Here is a 22,026-nt window from a genome sequence, read left to right on the forward strand (position 1 = left end):
ACCTTAAATTAATTCTGAATTTTTTAAAGCTTTTTTAAGAACTTCAAGATTTTCATCTTTCATTGGAGCTAATGGCTCCCTTAAAGGTCCGGACGGAAGTCCCATAATATTCATTGCAGTTTTTACAGGAACCGGATTACTTTCAATGAATAATGCTCTTATTAATTCCAACATAGCATTATGAAGTTCAAAAGCGCGATCATAATCATCATTTAAAATACTATCAACCATTAAAACCATTCTTTTTGCATCAATGTTTGCGGATGCAGAAATTACACCGGTAGCCCCAACGGCCATGAGAGGTAAGGTCAAGGAATCTTCACCAGATAAAATATTGAAATCATCTTCAAGGTTTTCAGCTAAAAGAGCATTGTAAATATCTGAAACTTTATCAACACTTCCGCTTGCTTCTTTAACAGCATCAATATTGTCAATTTTAGCTAATTCGACAATGGTTTCGACATCCATATTTACTCCAGTACGGGAAGGTACATTATAAGCAATAATAGGAATATCACTATTTTCTCCAATGACTCTATAATGGTTTACAAGTGCATGTTGTTGAGGTTTGTTATAATAAGGAGTAATAACTAATGCAGCATCAGCACCAACATCCTGAGCAAATTTTGTTAAATCCAAAGCTTCAGTAGTTGAATTACTACCTGACCCAGCAATAGTCTCAACTCTACCATCAACTTCATCAATCAATATCTCTATAATTTCTCTGTGTTCATCATGAGTTAATGTGGCTGATTCACCTGTAGTACCAGCACCAACCAATCCATTGACACCTCTTTCAATCAAATAGTTTATATTTGACCTAAAACCTTCTTCATCAATACTTCCTTCTTTATTAAAAGGAGTGACCATTGCAACATAAGTTCCTTCAAAATTCATTTTAAAACCTCATTAAGTAATTCATATGCTTTTTTACCATCTTCTATACCAACATAAACAACAATAGCAGTTTGGGATGAAGATATTTCTATAATATTTATATGGTTTTTCCTTAGCGGTTCTGTAATTTTTGAAATAATTCCAGGAGTTTCATCTGCAAAATCTGGACTAACAACCGTAATCATGGAAGTATCTCCAGCTAAAGATAATGAACTCAAAATATCATCCTCAATGACCAAACTGTGCAACAAACGATATGCTTTTTGTGAATAATCTCTTTCGACGAATACTGTCATTGAATTTTGTCCTGCTGAAATGCCAAATATATTAATATTATTGCTTGCAAGACAAGTTGTTATTTTAGCCAATAAACCTGCTTTTTTAAGCATACCATCGCCAACTAAAGCTATAAGAGAAATAGGATTTTTATAAAGAGATACGGATTTCATCATATCACCCTCAAAAGGACCTGTAATACGGGTTCCTTTTACAGCTAAATCACCATAAGCAAAATTAATAATTTTTGCATTTATTAATGGGTCTTTATATCTTAATGCATGAGGATGTAAAACTTGAGCACCATGAGTAGCTAAATCCCATAGTTCTTCAACAGTTATTTCATTTAATAACTCTGCTTCTTCAATTTTATTAGGATCAGTGGACATTACACCTTCAACATCAGTCACGATAATTACTTCATTAGCATCCAAACAGTGACCAATTAAAAATGCAGATATATCACTTCCACCTCGTCCAAGAGTTGTGATTTCTCCGCTAGGTCCTTTTCCTAAAAATCCACATATTATAGGAATAATTCCTTGATTTAAAAGGTCTTCAATACCTTTAAATTTTTCTTGAGTAGTTGCGAAATCAATTCTTGCTTCCAAAGCATTTGAATCTGTTATGATTGGCCATAATTCATTATATGGGTCAATAAACTGAGATTTAACGCCTAAAGATTCAACAGTTGCGGAGAATAATCTAGCACTAGTTAATTCACCCATAGCCATAATTTCCGCCTTCTGATTATCAGTTAAATTTCCACCAATCGCTTCATTAGATAAACCAATGAGATCATCAGTAGTCTTGTTAACTGCAGAAACTACAACTACTATTTGTTTGCCTTTCATATACTCATTTACTACGGACTGCGCCGCTTTTTTAATTCTAGAGCCATCTCCAACCGACGTACCCCCGAATTTTGCTACTATTAAATCCATCAAATTCACACCTATTTCTAAAAACTATTCAATAGTTTTTATAAAATTTTTAATTATATAAAAATACGATATATATTTTTATTTAAAGATATTAATAAACTTTTAAAAAAAAAGGATTTTATTAAAAAAAAATATAATTTTAAAAAAAAGTATATAAAAAAAGAATAAAATTTATTAAATTTATTCTTGAGCTTGTTCTAATTTAACAAGTCTTGTAACATATCCAGCAATTTTATTTCTTAAATGTTTAGTACTTACGGTTGAATATTCAGATACCAATTTTTTGTTTTCTTCAAAATCAGTAGTGAAAACACCTTTGTGAGTATCAATAAGTTCTCTTGCTAAACGTTTAACAAATGAAGTTCTAATATTACCCATCAACATTCCTCCTCAATATTTCTTTCTGTTCATTTTTACTTAATATAGTTAGCATATTAACGATTTGATCAATTATTTCAGCATCAATACCGTTTTTCTCAGATAACTCTTCAATTTTTGCATGGACTACCTCTTCCCTATTTTTATCATAAATTGGCATACCCAAATATTCTTTTGCAAGGGCAATATCCTTTGCAAGAAAAGTTCTCTGGCAAATTAAATCAAATAACTCATTATCAATCTCATCAATGCGATTTCTAGATTCTTTAAGAAGATTTTCAGCTTCTTCTTTATTTTTGAAAGTTTTTACACTATTTTCATCATTCAAAAAAATCACCAAAATTTGATAATAATGATAATAATATAATTTATAATAATCATAGTATATAAACTATGGCATAAATTAGCCTAAAATAGAAATTTTAAAAAATAATTAAAAATTTAAATTATAAGAAGACACATCCTTCATTATCTACAGCAGTTTCAATAACACGACCCTCGCGAGAGCTCCAAACATCTTTTATATCATCAATAGAGCCATCATCGCAGACTGCAACGAATGAAGAACCTGTTCCTGAAAGACCTGAAGCAATAGCTCCAGATTGAATTGCATCAATTGCAATAGAAGAATCAAAGCCCAATGTGGATGCATAAATCAAACCATTTAAGTTAAGAGCTTTAAAATAATCTTTACTTTTTGCAAAATCAAATGCTGTCTCTACAAGAGGTGCTAAGACTTTCATACGATTAACATCACTGTCTCCAGATTTGGCATGGAAATTTGGCATATATACCAATATCTTATAATCATCCATTTTTTCTTTAATTATAAATTCACGGTTCTTATTATCTGTTACAACAACCCCACCAAAATAGGATGCTGTTGCATCATCAAATGAACCTGTTATAGTAACACCCGCTTCAATAGATGCATCAATAGCTAAATTGATAATTTCCAAATCAGTTAATGGAGATAAATTGAATTCTTCACTGATTATATTAGAAGAAATTGCCACAATAGCATTGGAAGAAGCACTGCTGCTTGAAAGACCGGATGCCATAGGCAATGTTGATTCCGTTTTTATTTCAAGACCGAAATCATTTTTATCAACAGAATATCTTTCAAAAACCTTATCAACACATAAATCCATCAAATCTGTACTTGCTCCAACATCATTATAACATTTAATTCCTGAATCAATACTTTTAGCCTCGCATTTAATATTAAGGCCAATTCCAAAAGCAGATCCGAAGCCTGTTGCTATAGCATTAATTATTGTTGCAGAACCGGGACATTTAATTTTTTTAATCATTGTTTCATCTCATCATATGGAATTTCAACTTTACTAAAATCAATAGCTCTTTTTCTTGCATTTGAAGCTAAAACTTGCCTAAACTTATCATCACCAATCATTTTATCAATTGCACTGGTTAAGCTTGAAGAATCATAAGGATTAATCAATAACCCGACGTCATTTGTAATGATTTCAGTTATTCCTCCCACATTGCTTCCAATAACAGGTTTTTCACATGCCAGCGCTTCAATTAACACCAGGCCAAAACTTTCGGAAAATGACGGCAGTACCAAAACATCACAGCCAGGAATTATATTTTCAACATCATTTCTGGAGCCTAAAAATCTTACATCAGAAATATTTTCGCTTTTCACTTTATTCTCCAGGTCTTTTTTAAGGGGACCGTCACCGACGATAACCAGTTCATAATCAACCTTTGACTGTTTTTTAGCTTCTAAAATCAAATTTACATTTTTACGTTTTATAAGATTTCCTACAAATAAAACAATAGGTTTTCCATGATTTTCAAGCAGATTTTTATTATCCTTAGAAAATTTATTTATATCGACAGAATTCCAGTATAATCTGGTTTTAGCTTCAATTCCGTCTACACCAGTAGCAAGTATCTCCTCTTTTAAAGCATTACTTACTGCAAATACAACATCGGCCTTTTTTAATACATTTTTAATGAAAGGCCTCATAAATGACTGTTTTTTATACATTTCAAACATGTCTGATCCGTGAGCAGTAACATATGTTTTTATATTATGCTTTGAACCTACATCACATGCAGCAGCACCTGCAGGGAATAAATAATGGCCATGAATTATATCAATATCAACTTCTTTTAATAATTGATTTAAAGCCTTTTTTGCATTTCTTTCAAACATCAAACCCCTGATTCCGGGAATGTTAATTCCAGTAGTTCCAATAACATGAATTCCATCAATATCCTTCAAATCAGAATGGGGGTATGTTATTACATAAACTTCATGACCCTGTTTTACAAGTTCTTTTGATAATGTATGAATATGAACACCGACTCCACCAAAATGCGGGGGAAATTGGCCAACCATAGCTATTTTCATAAAAATCCTTCCATATTATCGTTTAAATAGTTACCTTCCATGTCAACTAAAATTACATCAATATCCAGTTCAAAACGCTGCATACATCTTTGTTTAATAGCTGCCGCAATGCTGTTTGCTACATCCTTTTGAAGACTTATTTCCTTTAAAATATCCAGCATATCATCAGTTGTAGCTGAATCATATAATTTTTCCAATATTTCTTTTTCAGCTCCGCAAATCGCAGCATGAGTAATCATTATTTCACGCCTGCCATCTGCAACAGCATGTTTTGTATTGAATATCCCACCAGCCACTTTTATTAATTTTCCAATATGGCCAAAATATGTAAATTTATCTATTCCACGTTTTTTAGCTTCTTCAAACATGAATCCAACATAATTGCCTGTTTGAATAATCTGTTCTTTTGTAACATTCAGTCTTTTTAAGGCCAATTTTTCACCTATATTACCTGGAACAAAAAGCAAATCCTTTAAATCAGACGCAATTGCAACATCAATCTGAGTAACTATGGAATTTTTATAGGCTTCACTGGACATTGATCGGGCAATTCCGGTTGTTCCCAATATTGAAATTCCATCAATAATACCTAATTTAGGATTCATTGTTTTTTTGGCAATTTCGCGCCCTTTAGGAATGGAAATAGTAACTTTTGCTGATTTGCCCTCTGGAACTTTATCTTCCAAATTCTTTTTAATCATCTTTCGAGGAACAGGATTGATTGCATAATCGCCAACAGGAATTTGAAGACCCGGTTTTGTTATAACGCCAACCCCTTCTCCACCAAATATAATTACTTTATCACCTGTAAAATTTATTAATTCTACATGGGCAACAATATCTAAATTAACCGTAACATCAGGATCATTATATGGATTTTTATGAGCTACAGCACAAGCAGAATCAGCAGATAACTTACGACAATCATCTATAAGAATACCTAAAGTTTTTTTAGGAGTTTCAACATTAACACAAACAATATCTGGTGAATCTATAATTGCATCAATAGCTGCAAGAGAACAAGCTGTAGCTACAGTACCTGTAGTAACACCAGTATAATTTTCATCAGACATTTCTATAATAAAAAAAAGAGAGAATCTATAATAAAGATTCTAGTTTTTCAATTAAATCACTATCGCTAGGTGCACCGATAAATTCAACGTTACCATCAATAACAACAGTTGGAACAGCCATAATTTGGTATTCTCTAGCCCTATCAATGTTTGCAGGGTCATTTGCATTAACTATTTCAACATCGATTTGGTCACCTAATTTGGCTTTAGCACTTTCAGCAGCACTTACTGCTGCAGGACAGTGAGGACATGAATCAGTTTTGAATACTTCAACTTTAATTACCATAATCATAACACCTAAAAAATTGTATTTTGTAACTATTATATTAATTATACTATATAAATTGTTAAGGTTACTATTCAAATGCTCTCTACAAATATATTAATATATAAAAAATCAATATTTAATTGATTAAAATGGAAAATTTACCTGAAGATATCAAAAAAATAATTAATAGTGCATACCCATACATTAAAGAGTTTAACCCGGCACAAAAAGCAGTAATTGAATCAGGGTATTTGGAAGATAAATCAAATTACATTATTTGTATTCCAACAGCAAGTGGTAAAACCGTTTTGGGAGTATTGCCTGCCCTTAAAACCATTTTGAATAAGGGAAAAGCTGTTTATGCAGCACCTCTATTATCAATTCAAAACGAAAAAGTGCAAGAGTTCAAAGCATTTGAAGAACATGGAATCAGTGTTGGAAAACATCCATCAAGTGCAGATTTATCCGTTATGGTTTTTGAATCATTTGATGCCCTTACACGTTTTTCCTGGGATACTCTACGTGATGTTGATACATTAATTATCGATGAATTTCACATGATTGGAGAATATAGCAGAGGACCTACACTTGAAGCAGCTATTACAAGAGCAAAAATCATTAACCCCTCAATGAGAATAATAGCATTATCCGCTACACTTCGAAATATTGAAGAAATAGAAGGATGGCTTGAAGGAACATGTATTGAACATGATTACAGACCAGTTCCATTGAATAAAGAAGTTTTAGATGGTGAAATGTTCAATACAAAAAATAAAAATGACATAATTGTCAAGATTGTTGAAAAAGCAATGAAAGACAACTCACAGGCACTGTCATTTGTATCAACAAGAAGATTCACAGAAAGTTTAGCCACATATGTTGCAAAAAAAATCAACAAAAAACTTTCTAAACAACAAAAACAAGATTTTAAAGAAGTTGCAAATAAATTACTTGAAGTTCCTAAAAATAAAGGATCACTCCCAACAACAACCTGTGTCAAATTAGCTGAAGCTGCCGAAAAAGGAATTGCATTCCACCATGCAGGGCTTTTCAATGAACAGAAAGAAATTATTGAAGAGGAATTCAGAAAAGGAAATATTTTAATGATTAGTGCAACACCAAGTTTAATGTATGGTGTTAATTTACCTTCCAAATCCGTTGCCATAAGAGATACAACACGCTGGACAAGTAACGGTCCGCAGCCAATTCCTGTTTTTGATTATGAACAAATGTCCGGACGTGCAGGAAGACCTCAATATGATGACGTAGGATACTCATACCTTATTGCAAAAACTGCTGATGAAGCCATTAACCTTCAGGATTATTATATTAATGGAGAAATTGAACTGACTAACTCAAAATTAGTTGATAATAAAGATGCAGTTTATAAACAAATTATAGCACAAATTGCATCTACATTATCTAAAGATTTGGATGAATTGGTTGATTTCTTTGAAAAAACATTATATGGCTATCAGATGAGCAATAATCCGTCAATGTCATTGTTTGCATCAGATAGTTTAAAGTGGGAACTCGAAAATGCATTGCAGTTCTTACTTCAAAATGGAATAATCAGAGCAACACCAGAAGGTCTTAAAACAACAGATTTTGGAAATTTAATTGCCAAATCCAATTATAGTGTAGAAACTGCTGTTAAAATCAAAGAATACATTTCTTCAATGGATACATTCAATATTCCAGAATTCATTTATGCTCTTGCAGAAACACCAGATCTGCCACTGATTACATTCAAAGGTAAGAAAAATAAGGATCCTGTCCGTGAAAAAATGTCTGAAGCAGGTCTTTTCGCTGTTGATATTGGAAATCCTGAAGCTACAACAGTATCCTTAATTGAATGGATTGACGAACGCAACGAATATGAAATAGAAAATAGATATGGTGTTTATTCAGCATCAACCAGAAGAACTGCATATGAAGCATCAAGACTTATAAGATTTGCTAAAAATACGTCAGAAGTCTTAGGAGATTATTCCAAACTAAAAGATTATGATTATTTATCTGCAAGACTTTATTACGGTGTCAAAGAAGACATTATCCCACTTGTAGTTGGTGTTAAACGTCTTGGAAGAAAACGAGCAAGAAACATTGTTGACATATTTGGTCTTGATTTAAAATCAGTTAGCGAGAAAGAATTACAAAAAATTGATGGTATAGGTGAAACATTATCTAAAAAAATAAAACAATTTGCAGATAGTTATTAGGGGAGGATTAACCTCCACCTTCTGCAACACTAGAATCCATTTGCATGTTTTCCAGTTTATCCGCTTTTTCTTTTAATTCTTCAATGTCGACTTCACGACCTGAAGGTGTAAATTTAATTTTAATATCTTTTTCATCGAGAAGTTCAACTAATTTAGCTTTATACCATAAGTTAGTTTTATCAATTAAAACCCAATCGATTTCATCTTCGGTTTTAATTTCAAGAACTTTGCCCATGGTTCCAGTATCTGCATAGCGAACAAAATCATCGACTGAAATTTCTTTATCACGAGCATCAAATGCCATGATATACCTCTTACTTATTCGTCATCAACTTCAACAGTAACTTTTTCTGGTTTTTCTTCTTCCACTTCTTCTTCAGCGATTTCAGTGTTTAAGAGAATGTAGTCACCAATAGTAGAAATAGCATCGAAATCTACTTCGATTGAATCATTTGAAAAGAGACCTTTATTTAATGAAATAATAAGAGTTGTTACATTACCATTATCAGTATCAATTTCTACATCTTCAATTCTACCTACTTCTCTTACTTTTTTATCTAATACAGTAATACCGAAAAATTGTTTTGCACGCATTTTATCGCCTCATTGTAATTATTTTAATATACTATTAAAACATACCAATATATAAAATTAACTATCAAATATAATAATAGGTGAATAATAAATGAAAGAAGCATGCCGAATTATAATTGATGATATAATTGAAGGCAAAATATCTACTCGACGGGATTTGGAAGTTCGCAAAAGACAGCTTTGTCGTGATTTAAAATTATCAAGATTTATGAGCAATGCAGATATTCTTGAATATGCAACTACAGAAGAAAAAGAGCTTGTTTCAGATACATTAAAGAAAAAACCAACAAGAACAAAATCTGGTGTGGCTATCGTAGCTGTAATGTGTCATCCACACAAATGTCCTCATGGAAGATGTTTATACTGTCCGGAAAGTGATATAGCTCCGCCAAGTTATACTGGTGAAGAGCCTGCAGCTTTAAGGGGCAGAATGTTTGAATATCATCCTTATGTTCAATGTTTCAACAGATTATCACAACTCAAAAAAATAGGCCATCCTATTGATAAAGTTGAATTAATTATAATGGGAGGAACATTTCCTTCAAGAGATCTTTGCTATCAGGAATGGTTTGTATCACAATGCCTTAAAGCAATGACCGATTTTGGATTGATTTTAGAAAATAATGCTGAATTTGAAATAAACAAACCATTAATCAGAGAATTTGAAAAAGATGTTGTGAAAACATATCCCCCAGACGATTATGTACTTATTGACGATATTCAGATTGCCAATGAAAATTCCAAAGTCAGATGTGTGGGAATGACCTTTGAAACACGTCCCGATTACTGCAAAAAAGACCATATTAACAGAATGCTGAATTTTGGTGTTACAAGAGTTGAATTAGGTGTTCAGACACTGTCCGATGAACTATATGCCAAAGTAAAAAGAGGCCATGCTATTGCAGATGTTATTGAATCCAATCAACTTTTAAGAGATTCCGCCATTAAAGTGGCCATGCACATGATGCCAGGATTATTTGTACGTCAGGAAGAAGATTTGAAAATGTTTAAACAGTTATTCAGCGATGATAATTTTAAACCGGACATGCTTAAAATATACCCATGTCTCGTTACTGAAGGCAGTGAATTGTATGACATGTGGAAAGATGGAGTTTACAGCCCATATACCGATGAAGAAGCTGTTGATTTGATAGTGGAAATTAAAAAAATACTTCCGAAGTGGGTTAGAACAATGAGAATACAAAGAGATATTCCATCCACATTAATTGAAGCAGGTGTTCAAAAATCAAACCTTGGAGAACTTGTCTATAATAAATTAGATGAGAACCAAATCAACTGTCAATGTATCAGATGCCGTGAAATCGGACATAAAAAAACTAATGAAAATTATGCGTTAGATGATTTCAGATTATTCAAAGAGTCATATACTGCATGTGGCGGTGAAGAAACATTCATTTCAATCGAAGATAAAAATGAAGAAAGTATTGCAGGATTTTTACGTTTCAGAATACCTTCCGAAAATAGTTTCAGACCAGAAATTACGAATAAGACAGCCTTAATTCGTGAACTTCACGTTTATGGAAATATGATACAGATTGGTGACAAAAATCCGGCAATTGGCCAGCACACTGGTTTTGGTGAAAAATTGTTAAAAGAAGCTGAAAATTTAGCTATTGATAATGATAAAGATGAAATTGCCATTATTAGTGGTATCGGATCTAGAAATTATTACCGAAAATTTGGTTATGAAAGAAAAGGCCCTTATATGGCAAAAAAATTAATATGAAAAAATCAAGACAAAAGTTATATATAGGTTCATTCGTATATTAACTAACAATTAAAAAATATAAAGAGTGGTAATATGTACAGAATAAAAAATTCAAAACACTTGGCTAGTCTTATAAACTATACAAATTTAAATAACATGATTAGTGAAGCTGAAATGACAGAATTCTTAAATCAAGCCAAAGAATGGAATTTCAATTCAGTTACAATAAATCCGACATATGTTCCGTTAGCTAAAGAAATATTGGCTGACTGTGATACAAGAATAGGCAGTGTCATTGGATTCCCATTAGGTTGTGAAAATACAGAGTCAAAAATCGCTGAAGCTCTAACATTAGTTGAAAAAGGAGCAGATGAAGTTAATTCAGTGATTAATTTAAATCATGTGGTAAATGAAAAATATGATTTAATAGAAGATGAAGCTAAACAAATTAAAGAAGCTCTTGGAGATACAACACTAAAAATAATTATTGAAAGTAAGATTCTTGAAGATGAACAAAAAGCAAATCTTGTAATAAGATTAGAAAATGCTAATGTTGATTATATTAAAACTTCAACAGGATTTTTAACACCAAATCACATTTATGAAATTGTAAACGATATTAACATATTCCAAAAATATGCTCCTAAAACAAAAATAGAAGTTTATGATGGGATTGATATCTGGAAAATGGCTCACCAAGTATTAACTGCAGGTGCTGATTTGATTGCATCAAATAACGGATATCAAATTGTTAGCAAATATAAAGAATTAAGAGAAAACACCCAGGTTAAGCCAAAATCAATTACATTAAATAAAAATTAAATTTAAAAACCAATCACCATTAAAATTTATTTTTTTTATAAAAAATAGAATATTATATTAAATGAATAATTTTAAAAAAAATATAAGAAATAGTAATGCCATGGGCCGGACTTGAACCAGCGACATCTAGATCTTCAGTCTAGCGTTCTCCCATCTGAACTACCATGGCATATGGACCGAACGAGATTCGAACTCGTGATCTCCTCCACGTCAAAGAGGAATCATACCCCTAGACCACCGGTCCTATACAACATATTATCATATGTAAAAAGTAATATATAAAACTTTGCAAAAAAATCTAGACCGATGAAAAAAATAAAATAATTGACCAAGAAAATGGCCAATAGATTTTAAATAAAAAGTAAAAAGCTTATTTGATAGCTAATTTGATATCTTCAGCTTTTACAGTTTTTCTACCAGCGTGGCGTGCGAAATTAACTGCTTTTTTAGCGATTTCGTCACCTTTTTCTTCTAATGCTTCAGCTAATGCAATTTTAGCTTCGTCACTAATTCTTTGAGCTCCAGCATTTTTTAAGATACGACCTACTGGTGCGATTGGTAATTCACTCATTATTTCACCTCCAATTAAATGATAGTAAGACATAGTATATAAATGTTTTGGAAATAATGCTTATTTACCATTTATATATTAACCATTGAGCTATCAATAAGAGGTTTTATCTATACAAAAATAATAATAAAAAAATTAAAAATTAAAGACAAAAAATATATAAAAATTATAAAAACAACAACATAAAAAACTAAAAAAAATAAATTATTCTACAATGCCCTTTAGGTATGTGGCTGTTGCATGAGTTATTTTTACACGAACAAACTCACCTAGATTAACATCTTCAACTACCACAGGAATATAAGAATCAGTTTTACCAATAAATCCACCTTTAGAACCCTTTTCCACAATTAAAACATTTTGGTGGGAATCAAGCAATTCTTCGTTTTCTTGCTTTGTTATTTCACCTTTGATTTTGGATAAAAATTTAGAGCGTTCCTTCATTGTTTGATGAGGAATTTCTTTAAGTGATGAAGAAATTGCACCCTTCCGGTGCTGATATTTTGACAAATGAATCAAACTAGGTTTTACTTCATTAAGTAAATCTACAGTTTTCAAAAAGTCATCATTATTTTCTGTCGGATAGCCAACAATTATATCTGTTGCCAAAGTTAAATCCGGAATTTCTTTTTTAAATTTATTGACAATTTCAATATACTGATCAACAGTATGACCACGCCTCATTTCTTTTAGGACTTTGTCACTACCACTTTGTATAGGTAAATGAATAAAATTATATACCTTCGGTTGTTTTATTGCATCAATTATTTCATCAACATCATTTAAAATGTTTTTAGGATGCATCATTCCAACACGAACACGAAAATCTCCATCTAAATTAGCCACTTCTTTGATTAAAGTAGATAGTTTTTCACCAGTGTCCCGGCCAAAAGCCATGGTATCCTGAGCAGTGAGTTGAATTTCACAGGCACCATTTTCAATAGCTTCCTTTGCTTCAGCAACAATATCTGAAATTGGATAACTATTTAATGGTCCTCGGGCAAAACGAGTACAGCAAAAAGTACAGGCACCCAAACAACCTTCACAAATTTGAATAATGTGGATTAAAGAATCATCTGTGACTTTAGGAACACCAACTTTACTTTCCTTAGAAAAACCACATTCCCGTACAACTTCACCACAATAAGTTTGTTTAACAACATCAGCAGCCTTATTCAATTGATGAGGCCCAATCCAGCTACAATTTGGTCCGATACTATCCAGTTTTTCAGGATCTATTTCTACCATACATCCCCCAACAATAATTTTTTTATCAGGGAAATTCTTTTGCAACTGTTGAATTTTATAAACAACCTTATTTTCAGTTGGTAATTTAACATAACAAGTATTTACAATAATAACATCTGCATCATCAATATTATCTACCAAATCGATGTTATTTTCATTTAAAACACCGGCCATTATTTGACCATCAGCTTTGTTAAATGTACAACCGTATGAATCAATATATACTTTCATAGATACTCACAATTTAAGTTTTTTTGAAAATATTTGATGTTAAATCATAATCATAATTATTGAATTTAACTGGTTTTGAATAAACTCTTTTGATTACTCCTGCTTTGGCAAAACCTGAAGTAAGTTTTCTATCATTTGTTTTTATAACATGAACTTTTACAATATGATTCTCGATTTTTACAATATCACCAGGAGCAATTTCAAAATCTCTTTCCAGGTCTAGCTTATATGAATCAACTTTACCATGCAAATCTACAGAAAATCCTATTCTTGCAGGAATTTCAACAGATGTTGCCCAGATTGTTGTAATATCTTCAATTAATGATTTATTTACACGAGTATCATCTATTTCAATACTTGAAACTTCAACCTGACCCACATCAGAAAGTAAAATATCACCAACTTTCAAATCATCGCTTGGAGATAATTCAATTGAAGTTTTATGAGATTTATTTTGTTCAGATATGATAAGTCTGTACATTTTAGGTTTACTGGCAGAAACAACATCTTTAAAAACATGACCGCAGTCAAAGCATTTTAAAAGATATTCTTCCATAAATTTCTTTTTCGATTCCTTTTGTTTTGAATTCAATATTTCAATATCCTCAGAACCACAAATAGGACATTCCATTTTATGCCTCCTTTTTTAAAAAAAATTAATCTTTATTTAAATAATGGTTTACTAAACCACCATCTTCCAAAATATTTAACATGAACTCTTTAAATGGTTCAAATCTAACAGATTCACCAGAAGTTTCATTTATTAAACTACCATTAGCCAAGTCAATTTTAATTATATCTCCGTCCTTGGCTTCAATATCACTTACAATAACTGGCAAACCTATATTAATTGCATTTCTATAAAAAATTCTTGCAAATGATTTGGCAATAATTGCATCAACACCTGCAGTTTTAATAGCAACAGGAGCCTGTTCACGTGAAGAACCGCATCCAAAATTTTCACCTGCAACTATAACATCACCTTTTTGAACATTTTCAGTGAAATCCGGTCTTTCCCCTTCAAGAACATGGTCCGCCAAATCTTGAGGATTGAATGTCCTTAAGTATCTTCCGGGAATAATAACATCAGTATCTATATTTTCACCAAAAGTCCAGGTTTTTCCAGATATAATATCCATAATAATCACTATTTAGTAAGAATATGACCATGATTTTGGGCTTTTGTTGTCATAACAATACCATCATCACCAACATATTCTTTAATTTCTTCTACAATATGTTTGTTAGTTTCATCGTAAAATGAGTAAACTGTCGGTCCAAAAGAACTCATTCCAACAGCATATGCTCCAATTTCAGTTAATTTTGCCATTAATTGTTTAATGTTATCTGATTGGAGTTCAACCTCGATTTTTTTAAATCCTATAGTTTGTATTTTATTAATTATGTTTCCAAAACAAGGCAAATCCTTTTCAAGTAAAAATGGTATCATATTCATAAAAATCAAATGAGAATATAATTCCACTTCCTGACGGTCAATAGGACAATACTCTTGGAAAATATTAACTTCTTTTTGACCATTGACACTAACATCAGATTTTAATATGACCAGCAATACACCCCATTCATCGGGAAATTCATAACGACCAAACAACTGTGGGGGACTGGCTACAGAAGCAGAAGACGGTAAAAAAGAGTCTTTTTCTTTTCTACTATGTCCACCATCAACAATAAAACCACCATAATCAAAAGCAAAAACTCCAATGCCGGAAGTTCCACCACGACCGGTAATTTTACCTAATGTAACACCATTAGATTCCTGACCGATATGTTCTGTAATGAGTTTTCCCGTAGATAAAGCTATTTGAGTTCCAGATCCTAAACCAGAATGGGGAGGATATGCACCATCGACTCTAAAGTAAAATCCTTCATCCACATCATAGTAATCTGTGACCTTTTGAGCAGCATCAGTGATTTTTTTAATGCATTCATTTTTAATAGTATCGGATATGTCAGCTTCTTCATTGAAATCAATTGTAATTCCCTTTTCAGCACTTTCACCATATAAAAGGAAACTAGGATTTTGAATAGTTAATCCAATTCCCCCATCGAGCCTACCATATGAACCATTCATATCAATAAGACCTAAATGAAGCCTTGAAGGTGATTTGATATACATAACAATACTACCCTAAAAATTATTTATTCTTTAGATTTTTTTAAAGGAGTTGAGAATTCCTGTTCGACACCTTCACGATACATGGAGTTAAAAGTACAGAACGGAATAATTCTACCATCCGGAGTTGCATAGTGAATAACACATTTTTTAACTCTGTCTTCATCAAAGTTGAATGGATCCATAAAGTGCATACATGAAATAAGCATCGCATCTTTTGAAAAGTCACCTAAAGCACTGTATGACCTTTTGGTAAATACATTAAGTAAAATCCTTTTAATATCCAAATGTTTAGGAGATTTACTTGAATCGATTAATTTTGGAATAGCTTTAGTAGCACTAGCTAAAACCCTTTGTTTTCTTCCAAAACCACCTTTTCTTAAATCATCAGTTAATTCATCCAATTTATTAAATAAACCATCAACATCTATAAAATCATTAATTGGTATTAATTTATCTTTACCTTTCCCTTCAGTTTTTTCTCTGAATACATAAGTAGCTATACCACAATGTTGATGACAATTGAGTGTAACAGATGGTTTTCCACCTTCAAGTGCACCGATAAAGTTAGCAAGAGATTCTACTGAAGATGGAGGATAGAAATCTGTAGTTTTAACTTCACCATCAGTTTGATCTTCTATAATTTGAACAAAATCAGGAATTGTAATTCTTTGTTCCTCTACTTGGTCAGCAGGAGTTCTTCCAGCAAATGAAACAGGTTGGAAATTAACTCCATAGACATTTTCACTATGGTCAAATGCAAACTTAATTATTTCACCCACCTGATGGTCATTAACTCCCTTAATTAAAGTAGGAACCAATACAACACCTAAACCAACTTTTCTACAATTTTCAATAGCATCTAATTTATAAGGAAGCAAATCTCTTCCCCTATTGTTAATATAAGGTTCTGGAGTTACTCCATCAAATGCCAAATAAACAGTATTTAAACCTGCTTTTTTTAATTCTCCAGCCAAATCTTCTTTCATTGCTAATTTCAAACCATTAGTAGCAATTTGAACATGTGTAAAACCTTCTTCTTTTGCCATTTTAACTAATTCAACAATATCTTTTCTGACAGTAGGTTCTCCACCGGCATATTGAATAGCAGGTGTTGGAGTAGGTTTCAAGTTTCTTAAATTTCTAAGCATTTGTCTGATTTCATCTTGAGTAGGTTCAAATAAACGTCCTGAAGCTGCAGCATTTGCAAAACAAACAGGACATCTTAAATTACATCTATTAGTAACATCAATTAATCCTAATACAGTAGATGTTTCATGTTTAGAACAAAGTCCACAATTAGAAGGACAACTAGCTACATCATCCACACAAGGATTTTCTACAGAGGTAATTGAAGGTTCATAATCATTGACCCGATTATAAATTTCATCATCACTCCAGTAAGTATTAGTAAACTCCCCATGATCATTACAGATTTTCTTTATATAAACTGTTCCTCCCTCAGTATAAACTTCTGCATCAAGAGGTTTACCACACTCTGGACATAAACTTTTAGTATCTTTAATTTTCTTCAAAAAATCACCTAACTAAAAAAACATAACTCATAATACAAAACATAATATAAATAATTATAGTTAATTTAATATTTATAGTTATTTAAAATTTAAATACTTTAATATTAATAATAAATAACATAATATACTATTTGATAGGAGTTAAATAAAAAATGAATTTTGACCTTACAATGTTAGGAATTGTCTGTATTACAGTTTTATACTTTTTACTCCCAGCATACATATCCAATAGTGGCGGATTAATATTTGGAGGAGGAAAACCTCTAGATAATGGAAAAACTGATTCAAATGGCGTTCGTTGGATTGGAGATGGTGTAACATGGAGAGGTTTAATCGGAGGGACAATATTAGGGACAATTGTAGGGACAATACAAGGTTATTTCGGACCAACTTTACTCGCATTGTTTGGAAACTTAATAATAACCCCAATACCTGTCGGAGTTTCAAATGGAATTTTAATCGGATTTTTACTTGCATTTGGAGCATTAGTTGGTGATGCTTTAGGCAGTTTTATAAAAAGAAGAATAGGAATTGGTCGTGGAAAGCCGGCACCACTACTCGATCAACTTGACTTTTTAATTGTAGCATTATTATTTGCTTCATTAGTAGTTAGCTTTACAATAGAATTCGTAATAATCGCTATCGTATTAACATTAATTATTCATTTAATAGCCAATACCGGAGCTTATTTACTTGGAATAAAAGATGTGTGGTATTAATCCACATACTTTGATTTTCTACCTAAAAGACCATCATTTTTATCATAAAAAATAGTTTTTCCAGATTTGAAGGCATCATTTTTTGCATCGACTGCTAATTTATCTGCCTCATTATTCCAGATATTTGATGAATGGCCTTTAACCTTTACAAATTTTAAGATACAAGATTTTTTATTAATTTCTGCCATCAAACGCCAAATGGCTTTAATAATATTTAAATTTTTAATCGGTTTATTGTCAGATTTTTTCCATCCTCTTTTTTGCCAACCCTTAACCCATTTAGTGAATATATCAATACAGTAAGAAGAATCAGAACATATTTCAATAATGTCTCCAGATTCTGATTTTAAAATGAAATCTTTCATTGATGCATAGATTGCATACAGTTCCATCTCATTGTTTGTTGTCAGAGGACATCCGCCACAGCGATATGAATCTTCAACATCATTTTTTAATAATACAAAAGCCCAACCACCAGCTTCACGAACATATTTTCCATTTTTTCGCTTCATAGTGGCTGCACCATCTGTAAAATAAGTATATTTTGCCACTTAATCACTCACATATTTATTCATCATTACTGCAGTTCCAACAGCAGGAGCTACAACACATTCCTCATCGGTTAAAATATCACCCATGGACTTAACTTCAAGTCCCAATGATTCAGCTGCAGGTTTATCTAAAATATCCTTACCCAAACCAGTAGTAATTATTAAATTCAGATTTTGAGTTTCATGAACCTGTTTTAATCCGTCTGCAATTTGTTCAATTTGTTTTTGATGAATAAACTCTGAAATTTCAATAATATCACTTTCAGATAACATTTCCAAATCAGCACAGACAACACGTGCAATTCTTTTAGCACAATCCAGTTTTGACTTTGATTCACCATCAAAAGTATCGCAAACATAATCATCTTCTGAAATTAAACCCAATACCATATAAACGTCCGCAGTTTGTGCAAACAATTCACTGGCTACACGATATTCTTTTCCTTTGAATTCTATTTTATCCAGAAAAGAAGCAAGATTAGTTCTTAAAGTACCAGTATAAACCAATTCACCAGTAGCTGAACGGTCAAAATCAGATTTACCGATTGCACATTCATTACCATCCTTAATAGGTATGATATCTGTTGTTGTGCTTCCAGTATCGATGAAAATACAATTATCAGATATTAATGTTGCTATTTGAGCTGTTGCAATCCAGTTTGCAGCAGCCGCTTTAAGAGGAGTTTTTTCTATTTCATCTTTTGACATCATTCCATCAATTCCAACATAAGCTGTTGGACAGGAAAAAGTCTCTTCACACTTCCTAACAACATCCAAAACTCCATCTTTTTTTGTATCATAAGCATCAACAAGTTCTGCAGTCATTGAAATACCTACCGCATCAATTTCAGATAATGGACATATATTTTCAATCAGTTCTACCAAAACTTGTGACAAATCATCATTATTAGTCCACATTGGAAGATATGCAAAATCAACCTCAATATTTTTTATCTCATCATTTTCAAAGTCAATAACTGCCAAGTCAGTATTTGCTCCACCAATGTCAAAACCTGCAATTTTCATTATTTAATTCTCCTAATATTCAAGTTATTTCCCTGTTTTTTAAATTCCACTTCACCATCTAATGAAATATCAACTTCATCAATATTGCCTTCAATAATTGTTTTACCTATATTGAAATTGGCTATTTTTTTAAGCCCAACATAAGGAGTGGCAAATCGAGCGTTGATTTCAAGCAGATATATCGGATAAATATCATCATTTTTACTTATTAACAAATCAACACCAACGAAACCGTTTAATCCGTCAACAGCTTCACATGCTTTTTTAGCTACTTCAAAAGCTTCATTTTGATATTCACTTTTAAAAGGTAACATTCCACCAAGATACATTCCTTTATCATTTTTAAGTTCGACAAATTGCTTATTTAAACTAATTGGGGTGGCTTTTCCATTGTTACATATTAAACTTACGCTAATATCCTCGCCATCAATAAACTCCTGAACTATAATCCGTGACTGCGGAGGGAATATTTTTTCCAAATCATAACTTAAATCATCAATATCATCAATTATTACTATATCTTCGCAATCAACACCAATTAATGGTTTTATTATTAATTTAAGTGGAGTCAATGGATCTTCAGCTTGCCATTTTTCATGTAAATTTGTGATTGCTCTTTTCCAATAGCCCTTAGAATCTATTTTAAATCTGAATGTTCTCGGTTGAGGAACAGTATTTGAAATAGTCTCATAAGTCAAAGATTTATCTGAAGCAATTAAACAGGCTTCGCTTGATGAATTGTAAATAAATACATTATTGTCTTCTAAAATTTTTGTGATATTATATAAAGCATTATTAATTTCGGCTGAAATGAAAATTGCCTTTGAAAAACTTGAAGCATTTTCTTCAAGCCATGAAGCAATGTCTGTATCAATCAATATTGGATTAACATTTGAATATTTATTAATAACCTTTTCATAAGATTTATTTATAACAACATCCAAATTATAATCTTTCAAATCATCAATTAATGCAAATAACAGGGCTTCAGCTTCTGAAATTATACATTTATCTTTTTCTCCTGAAGCAGTAAAATATTCAAATACCAAAATTGAATCATCATTTGTATTCGTCATAGGTAACACACATCTTTTTTATGTTTAAATCATCAGCAGGGAAGCGCATTTTATCTCCATCAAATACCATATGGATTAAAGCATTATTTTTCTTTTCAAAGTCCTTTACAGTTATATCTTCTTTGATTAATGCCATTTTTCTTTCAAATGAAGTCATAATATCCTCTGGAGCAGTGATATTTAATAATCCTTTTTCATAATAATCTTTTATGGCATCGACTGTTAATTTTGCTGAGTTTCCTTGACCATATGGGTTTGGAGCATTTCTCATTTTATCTGCAAATTCTTTATCATTTAATATCTTTTCAGCATTTTCCAAAATAACATCTTTATCTGAGCCGACAAGTATATTTCCACCAGCATTTACTGTTTCAGGTCTTTCAGTATTGTATCTTAATGTTAATGCCGGAACATTAAGAGTTATTGCTTCCTCCTGAAGACCTCCAGAATCAGTTAAAATTAATGTTGATTTTGATGTTAACTGCAAAAAGTCCAAATAACCCACAGGTTTAATAATATGAACATGACTCAAATCATTTAATTCATCAAATAAACCAAAATCCTGAAGGGTTTTTTTAGTTCTTGGATGAATTGGAAAGATAATATTCATTTCCTTTAACTCTTTTAAAGCGCCGATAATATTGGAAACACGATTTTTATCGTCTACATTTTCTGCCCGGTGCATTGTTAAAGTTAAAATATTATCCATATTATCAATATCTAAACTGGCAAGAGATTCTTCTTCAAATCCTCTTTTTTTAGCTATTTCCAAATGTCTAAAACAAGCATCGACAACAGTGTTTCCAGTAATGAATAAATTCTTCCTGGAATAACCTTCAGCCAAAAGATTAATGGCTGATTCTTCTGTTGGAATAAAATACATTGTGGAAGTTACATCACAAGCCATACGATTAATCTCTTCTGGCATGGTCATGTCAAATGATCTAAGTCCCGCTTCAACATGTCCAACAGCAATATGCAATTTAGAAGCTACTAAAGCACCAGCAAGAACCGCATTGGTATCACCCTGAACTAAAACAATATCCGGTTTTTCATCCATCAAAACTTCTTCAATACCTTTCATCATTAAGCCTGTCTGTTTTCCATGAGACCCTGAACCTACATGAATATTATAATTTGGAGCAGGAATTTCAAGGTCCCTAAAGAAGTTATCAGACATTTCCTTATCATAATGCTGACCGGTATGAATAAGAGTTAAATCAATTCCTCGTTGAATGATTTCATCAATAATTGGGGCCATTTTAATAATTTCAGGCCTTGTTCCAAGTACAACAGCAATTTTCATAATATCACTTATTAGTATATATAATTTAATAATAATTAAAAAT

The 22,026-nt window shown here is 31.8% G+C and carries 24 protein-coding genes and 2 tRNA genes; 4 read left to right on the forward strand and 22 right to left on the reverse strand.

Annotated features, from left to right (window positions below):
• Nucleotides 1–3: 3 nt before the first annotated feature.
• From dapA to ACKI5C_RS01820, 8 genes are all read right to left on the reverse strand, one after another.
• Nucleotides 4–897, reverse strand: coding sequence for a 4-hydroxy-tetrahydrodipicolinate synthase (gene dapA / locus ACKI5C_RS01785; protein ID WP_407431433.1), 894 nt, complete (start codon nucleotides 895–897; stop codon nucleotides 4–6).
• Nucleotides 894–2,117 carry an aspartate kinase gene (locus ACKI5C_RS01790; RefSeq protein ID WP_407431435.1) on the reverse strand — a complete coding sequence of 408 codons (1,224 nt, stop codon included), beginning with the start codon at nucleotides 2,115–2,117 and terminating at the stop codon, nucleotides 894–896. Before ACKI5C_RS01790 ends, dapA begins: the two co-directional genes overlap by 4 nt.
• Nucleotides 2,118–2,297: 180 nt before the next feature.
• The gene (locus ACKI5C_RS01795; protein ID WP_296795628.1) at nucleotides 2,298–2,495 is read right to left on the reverse strand and encodes a 30S ribosomal protein S17e; all 198 of its coding nucleotides are present in this window, start codon (nucleotides 2,493–2,495) and stop codon (nucleotides 2,298–2,300) included.
• The gene (locus ACKI5C_RS01800; RefSeq protein WP_407431437.1) at nucleotides 2,488–2,823 is read right to left on the reverse strand and encodes a chorismate mutase; all 336 of its coding nucleotides are present in this window, start codon (nucleotides 2,821–2,823) and stop codon (nucleotides 2,488–2,490) included. Before ACKI5C_RS01800 ends, ACKI5C_RS01795 begins: the two co-directional genes overlap by 8 nt.
• A gap of 118 nt (nucleotides 2,824–2,941) precedes the next feature.
• Nucleotides 2,942–3,808: a shikimate kinase gene (locus ACKI5C_RS01805; protein ID WP_407431439.1), complete on the reverse strand. Its 867-nt coding sequence runs from the start codon at nucleotides 3,806–3,808 to the stop codon at nucleotides 2,942–2,944.
• Nucleotides 3,805–4,878: a glycosyltransferase family 4 protein gene (locus ACKI5C_RS01810; protein ID WP_407431441.1), complete on the reverse strand. Its 1,074-nt coding sequence runs from the start codon at nucleotides 4,876–4,878 to the stop codon at nucleotides 3,805–3,807. Before ACKI5C_RS01810 ends, ACKI5C_RS01805 begins: the two co-directional genes overlap by 4 nt.
• Entirely contained in the window at nucleotides 4,875–5,951 is a 1,077-nt protein-coding gene (gene cbiD, locus ACKI5C_RS01815; RefSeq protein WP_407431443.1) for a cobalt-precorrin-5B (C(1))-methyltransferase CbiD, read from the reverse strand. The genes ACKI5C_RS01810 and cbiD overlap by 4 nt, the downstream gene beginning before the upstream one ends.
• Before the next feature lie 25 nt (nucleotides 5,952–5,976).
• A complete protein-coding gene (locus ACKI5C_RS01820) occupies nucleotides 5,977–6,237 on the reverse strand; it encodes a thioredoxin family protein (RefSeq protein ID WP_296795613.1) in 261 nt (86 codons plus the stop codon).
• A gap of 122 nt (nucleotides 6,238–6,359) precedes the next feature.
• Between ACKI5C_RS01820 and ACKI5C_RS01825 the strand changes: the two genes are divergently transcribed.
• Nucleotides 6,360–8,441, forward strand: a complete 2,082-nt coding sequence (locus ACKI5C_RS01825) for a DEAD/DEAH box helicase (protein WP_407431445.1) — start codon at nucleotides 6,360–6,362, stop codon at nucleotides 8,439–8,441.
• Nucleotides 8,442–8,448: 7 nt separating this feature from the next.
• Here the strand turns inward: ACKI5C_RS01825 and ACKI5C_RS01830 are convergent, their stop codons facing one another.
• Nucleotides 8,449–8,745: a DUF2098 domain-containing protein gene (locus ACKI5C_RS01830; protein WP_407431447.1), complete on the reverse strand. Its 297-nt coding sequence runs from the start codon at nucleotides 8,743–8,745 to the stop codon at nucleotides 8,449–8,451.
• Between the two features lie 14 nt (nucleotides 8,746–8,759).
• Complete coding sequence (locus tag ACKI5C_RS01835) at nucleotides 8,760–9,035, reverse strand: PRC-barrel domain-containing protein (RefSeq protein ID WP_407431449.1); 276 nt, start codon at nucleotides 9,033–9,035, stop codon at nucleotides 8,760–8,762.
• Nucleotides 9,036–9,126: 91 nt separating this feature from the next.
• Here ACKI5C_RS01835 and ACKI5C_RS01840 point away from each other — a divergent pair, with 91 nt between their 5' ends.
• Both ACKI5C_RS01840 and deoC read left to right on the forward strand, forming a co-directional pair.
• Nucleotides 9,127–10,782: a tRNA uridine(34) 5-carboxymethylaminomethyl modification radical SAM/GNAT enzyme Elp3 gene (locus ACKI5C_RS01840; protein ID WP_407431451.1), complete on the forward strand. Its 1,656-nt coding sequence runs from the start codon at nucleotides 9,127–9,129 to the stop codon at nucleotides 10,780–10,782.
• A gap of 75 nt (nucleotides 10,783–10,857) precedes the next feature.
• Nucleotides 10,858–11,586, forward strand: a complete 729-nt coding sequence (gene deoC, locus ACKI5C_RS01845) for a deoxyribose-phosphate aldolase (RefSeq protein WP_407431453.1) — start codon at nucleotides 10,858–10,860, stop codon at nucleotides 11,584–11,586.
• 96 nt (nucleotides 11,587–11,682) lie between these two features.
• Here deoC and ACKI5C_RS01850 read toward each other — a convergent pair.
• The 8 genes from ACKI5C_RS01850 to tes all read right to left on the reverse strand — a co-directional run bounded on the left by ACKI5C_RS01850 (nucleotide 11,683) and on the right by tes (nucleotide 17,305).
• A tRNA-Phe gene (locus tag ACKI5C_RS01850) sits at nucleotides 11,683–11,755 on the reverse strand.
• Nucleotides 11,756–11,758: 3 nt separating this feature from the next.
• A tRNA-Val gene (locus tag ACKI5C_RS01855) sits at nucleotides 11,759–11,830 on the reverse strand.
• A 126-nt stretch (nucleotides 11,831–11,956) separates the two neighbouring features.
• The gene (locus ACKI5C_RS01860) at nucleotides 11,957–12,157 is read right to left on the reverse strand and encodes a histone family protein (protein ID WP_292797481.1); all 201 of its coding nucleotides are present in this window, start codon (nucleotides 12,155–12,157) and stop codon (nucleotides 11,957–11,959) included.
• Nucleotides 12,158–12,361: 204 nt separating this feature from the next.
• The gene (locus ACKI5C_RS01865; protein ID WP_407431456.1) at nucleotides 12,362–13,636 is read right to left on the reverse strand and encodes a tRNA (N(6)-L-threonylcarbamoyladenosine(37)-C(2))-methylthiotransferase; all 1,275 of its coding nucleotides are present in this window, start codon (nucleotides 13,634–13,636) and stop codon (nucleotides 12,362–12,364) included.
• A gap of 13 nt (nucleotides 13,637–13,649) precedes the next feature.
• Nucleotides 13,650–14,267 carry an HVO_0476 family zinc finger protein gene (locus ACKI5C_RS01870; RefSeq protein WP_407431458.1) on the reverse strand — a complete coding sequence of 206 codons (618 nt, stop codon included), beginning with the start codon at nucleotides 14,265–14,267 and terminating at the stop codon, nucleotides 13,650–13,652.
• Nucleotides 14,268–14,292: 25 nt separating this feature from the next.
• The gene (gene hacB, locus ACKI5C_RS01875; protein ID WP_407431460.1) at nucleotides 14,293–14,775 is read right to left on the reverse strand and encodes a homoaconitase small subunit; all 483 of its coding nucleotides are present in this window, start codon (nucleotides 14,773–14,775) and stop codon (nucleotides 14,293–14,295) included.
• An 8-nt stretch (nucleotides 14,776–14,783) separates the two neighbouring features.
• Nucleotides 14,784–15,773 (reverse strand): beta-ribofuranosylaminobenzene 5'-phosphate synthase, encoded by a 990-nt coding sequence (locus ACKI5C_RS01880; protein ID WP_407431462.1) that lies wholly within the window; start codon nucleotides 15,771–15,773, stop codon nucleotides 14,784–14,786.
• Nucleotides 15,774–15,796: 23 nt separating this feature from the next.
• Nucleotides 15,797–17,305, reverse strand: coding sequence for a tetraether lipid synthase Tes (gene tes / locus ACKI5C_RS01885; RefSeq protein WP_407431464.1), 1,509 nt, complete (start codon nucleotides 17,303–17,305; stop codon nucleotides 15,797–15,799).
• A 152-nt stretch (nucleotides 17,306–17,457) separates the two neighbouring features.
• Here tes and ACKI5C_RS01890 point away from each other — a divergent pair, with 152 nt between their 5' ends.
• Nucleotides 17,458–18,024 carry a CDP-2,3-bis-(O-geranylgeranyl)-sn-glycerol synthase gene (locus ACKI5C_RS01890; protein ID WP_407431466.1) on the forward strand — a complete coding sequence of 189 codons (567 nt, stop codon included), beginning with the start codon at nucleotides 17,458–17,460 and terminating at the stop codon, nucleotides 18,022–18,024.
• On the opposite strand, the gene ACKI5C_RS01895 is transcribed toward ACKI5C_RS01890, so the two are convergent.
• The 4 genes from ACKI5C_RS01895 to wecB are packed head-to-tail and all read right to left on the reverse strand — an operon-like array spanning nucleotide 18,021 to nucleotide 21,983.
• Nucleotides 18,021–18,575: a ribonuclease H gene (locus ACKI5C_RS01895; RefSeq protein WP_407431468.1), complete on the reverse strand. Its 555-nt coding sequence runs from the start codon at nucleotides 18,573–18,575 to the stop codon at nucleotides 18,021–18,023. The two genes, ACKI5C_RS01890 and ACKI5C_RS01895, sit on opposite strands and share 4 nt — an antisense overlap.
• Nucleotides 18,576–19,601, reverse strand: coding sequence for a hydantoinase/oxoprolinase family protein (locus ACKI5C_RS01900; RefSeq protein WP_407431470.1), 1,026 nt, complete (start codon nucleotides 19,599–19,601; stop codon nucleotides 18,576–18,578).
• Complete coding sequence (locus ACKI5C_RS01905) at nucleotides 19,601–20,677, reverse strand: ATP-grasp domain-containing protein (protein ID WP_407431472.1); 1,077 nt, start codon at nucleotides 20,675–20,677, stop codon at nucleotides 19,601–19,603. Before ACKI5C_RS01905 ends, ACKI5C_RS01900 begins: the two co-directional genes overlap by 1 nt.
• Entirely contained in the window at nucleotides 20,661–21,983 is a 1,323-nt protein-coding gene (gene wecB / locus ACKI5C_RS01910) for a non-hydrolyzing UDP-N-acetylglucosamine 2-epimerase (protein WP_407431474.1), read from the reverse strand. The genes ACKI5C_RS01905 and wecB overlap by 17 nt, the downstream gene beginning before the upstream one ends.
• Nucleotides 21,984–22,026 lie beyond the last annotated feature (43 nt).

Origin of the sequence: Methanobrevibacter sp., from assembly GCF_045646045.1 — an archaeon.
GTDB lineage: Archaea > Methanobacteriota > Methanobacteria > Methanobacteriales > Methanobacteriaceae > Methanocatella.

What these genes read in the sequence shown, in the direction of transcription:
- dapA (WP_407431433.1), bottom strand. Translation starts at nt 897, where the DNA reads ATGAATTTTGAAGGAACTTATGTTGCAATGGTCACTCCTTTTAATAAA.
- ACKI5C_RS01790 (WP_407431435.1), bottom strand. Translation starts at nt 2,117, where the DNA reads ATGGATTTAATAGTAGCAAAATTCGGGGGTACGTCGGTTGGAGATGGC.
- ACKI5C_RS01795 (WP_296795628.1), bottom strand. Translation starts at nt 2,495, where the DNA reads ATGGGTAATATTAGAACTTCATTTGTTAAACGTTTAGCAAGAGAACTT.
- ACKI5C_RS01805 (WP_407431439.1), bottom strand. Translation starts at nt 3,808, where the DNA reads ATGATTAAAAAAATTAAATGTCCCGGTTCTGCAACAATAATTAATGCT.
- ACKI5C_RS01810 (WP_407431441.1), bottom strand. Translation starts at nt 4,878, where the DNA reads ATGAAAATAGCTATGGTTGGCCAATTTCCCCCGCATTTTGGTGGAGTC.
- cbiD (WP_407431443.1), bottom strand. Translation starts at nt 5,951, where the DNA reads ATGTCTGATGAAAATTATACTGGTGTTACTACAGGTACTGTAGCTACA.
- ACKI5C_RS01820 (WP_296795613.1), bottom strand. Translation starts at nt 6,237, where the DNA reads ATGGTAATTAAAGTTGAAGTATTCAAAACTGATTCATGTCCTCACTGT.
- ACKI5C_RS01830 (WP_407431447.1), bottom strand. Translation starts at nt 8,745, where the DNA reads ATGGCATTTGATGCTCGTGATAAAGAAATTTCAGTCGATGATTTTGTT.
- ACKI5C_RS01835 (WP_407431449.1), bottom strand. Translation starts at nt 9,035, where the DNA reads ATGCGTGCAAAACAATTTTTCGGTATTACTGTATTAGATAAAAAAGTA.
- ACKI5C_RS01840 (WP_407431451.1), top strand. Translation starts at nt 9,127, where the DNA reads ATGAAAGAAGCATGCCGAATTATAATTGATGATATAATTGAAGGCAAA.
- deoC (WP_407431453.1), top strand. Translation starts at nt 10,858, where the DNA reads ATGTACAGAATAAAAAATTCAAAACACTTGGCTAGTCTTATAAACTAT.
- ACKI5C_RS01860 (WP_292797481.1), bottom strand. Translation starts at nt 12,157, where the DNA reads ATGAGTGAATTACCAATCGCACCAGTAGGTCGTATCTTAAAAAATGCT.
- ACKI5C_RS01865 (WP_407431456.1), bottom strand. Translation starts at nt 13,636, where the DNA reads ATGAAAGTATATATTGATTCATACGGTTGTACATTTAACAAAGCTGAT.
- ACKI5C_RS01870 (WP_407431458.1), bottom strand. Translation starts at nt 14,267, where the DNA reads ATGGAATGTCCTATTTGTGGTTCTGAGGATATTGAAATATTGAATTCA.
- hacB (WP_407431460.1), bottom strand. Translation starts at nt 14,775, where the DNA reads ATGGATATTATATCTGGAAAAACCTGGACTTTTGGTGAAAATATAGAT.
- ACKI5C_RS01880 (WP_407431462.1), bottom strand. Translation starts at nt 15,773, where the DNA reads ATGTATATCAAATCACCTTCAAGGCTTCATTTAGGTCTTATTGATATG.
- ACKI5C_RS01890 (WP_407431466.1), top strand. Translation starts at nt 17,458, where the DNA reads ATGAATTTTGACCTTACAATGTTAGGAATTGTCTGTATTACAGTTTTA.
- ACKI5C_RS01900 (WP_407431470.1), bottom strand. Translation starts at nt 19,601, where the DNA reads ATGAAAATTGCAGGTTTTGACATTGGTGGAGCAAATACTGACTTGGCA.
- ACKI5C_RS01905 (WP_407431472.1), bottom strand. Translation starts at nt 20,677, where the DNA reads ATGACGAATACAAATGATGATTCAATTTTGGTATTTGAATATTTTACT.
- wecB (WP_407431474.1), bottom strand. Translation starts at nt 21,983, where the DNA reads ATGAAAATTGCTGTTGTACTTGGAACAAGGCCTGAAATTATTAAAATG.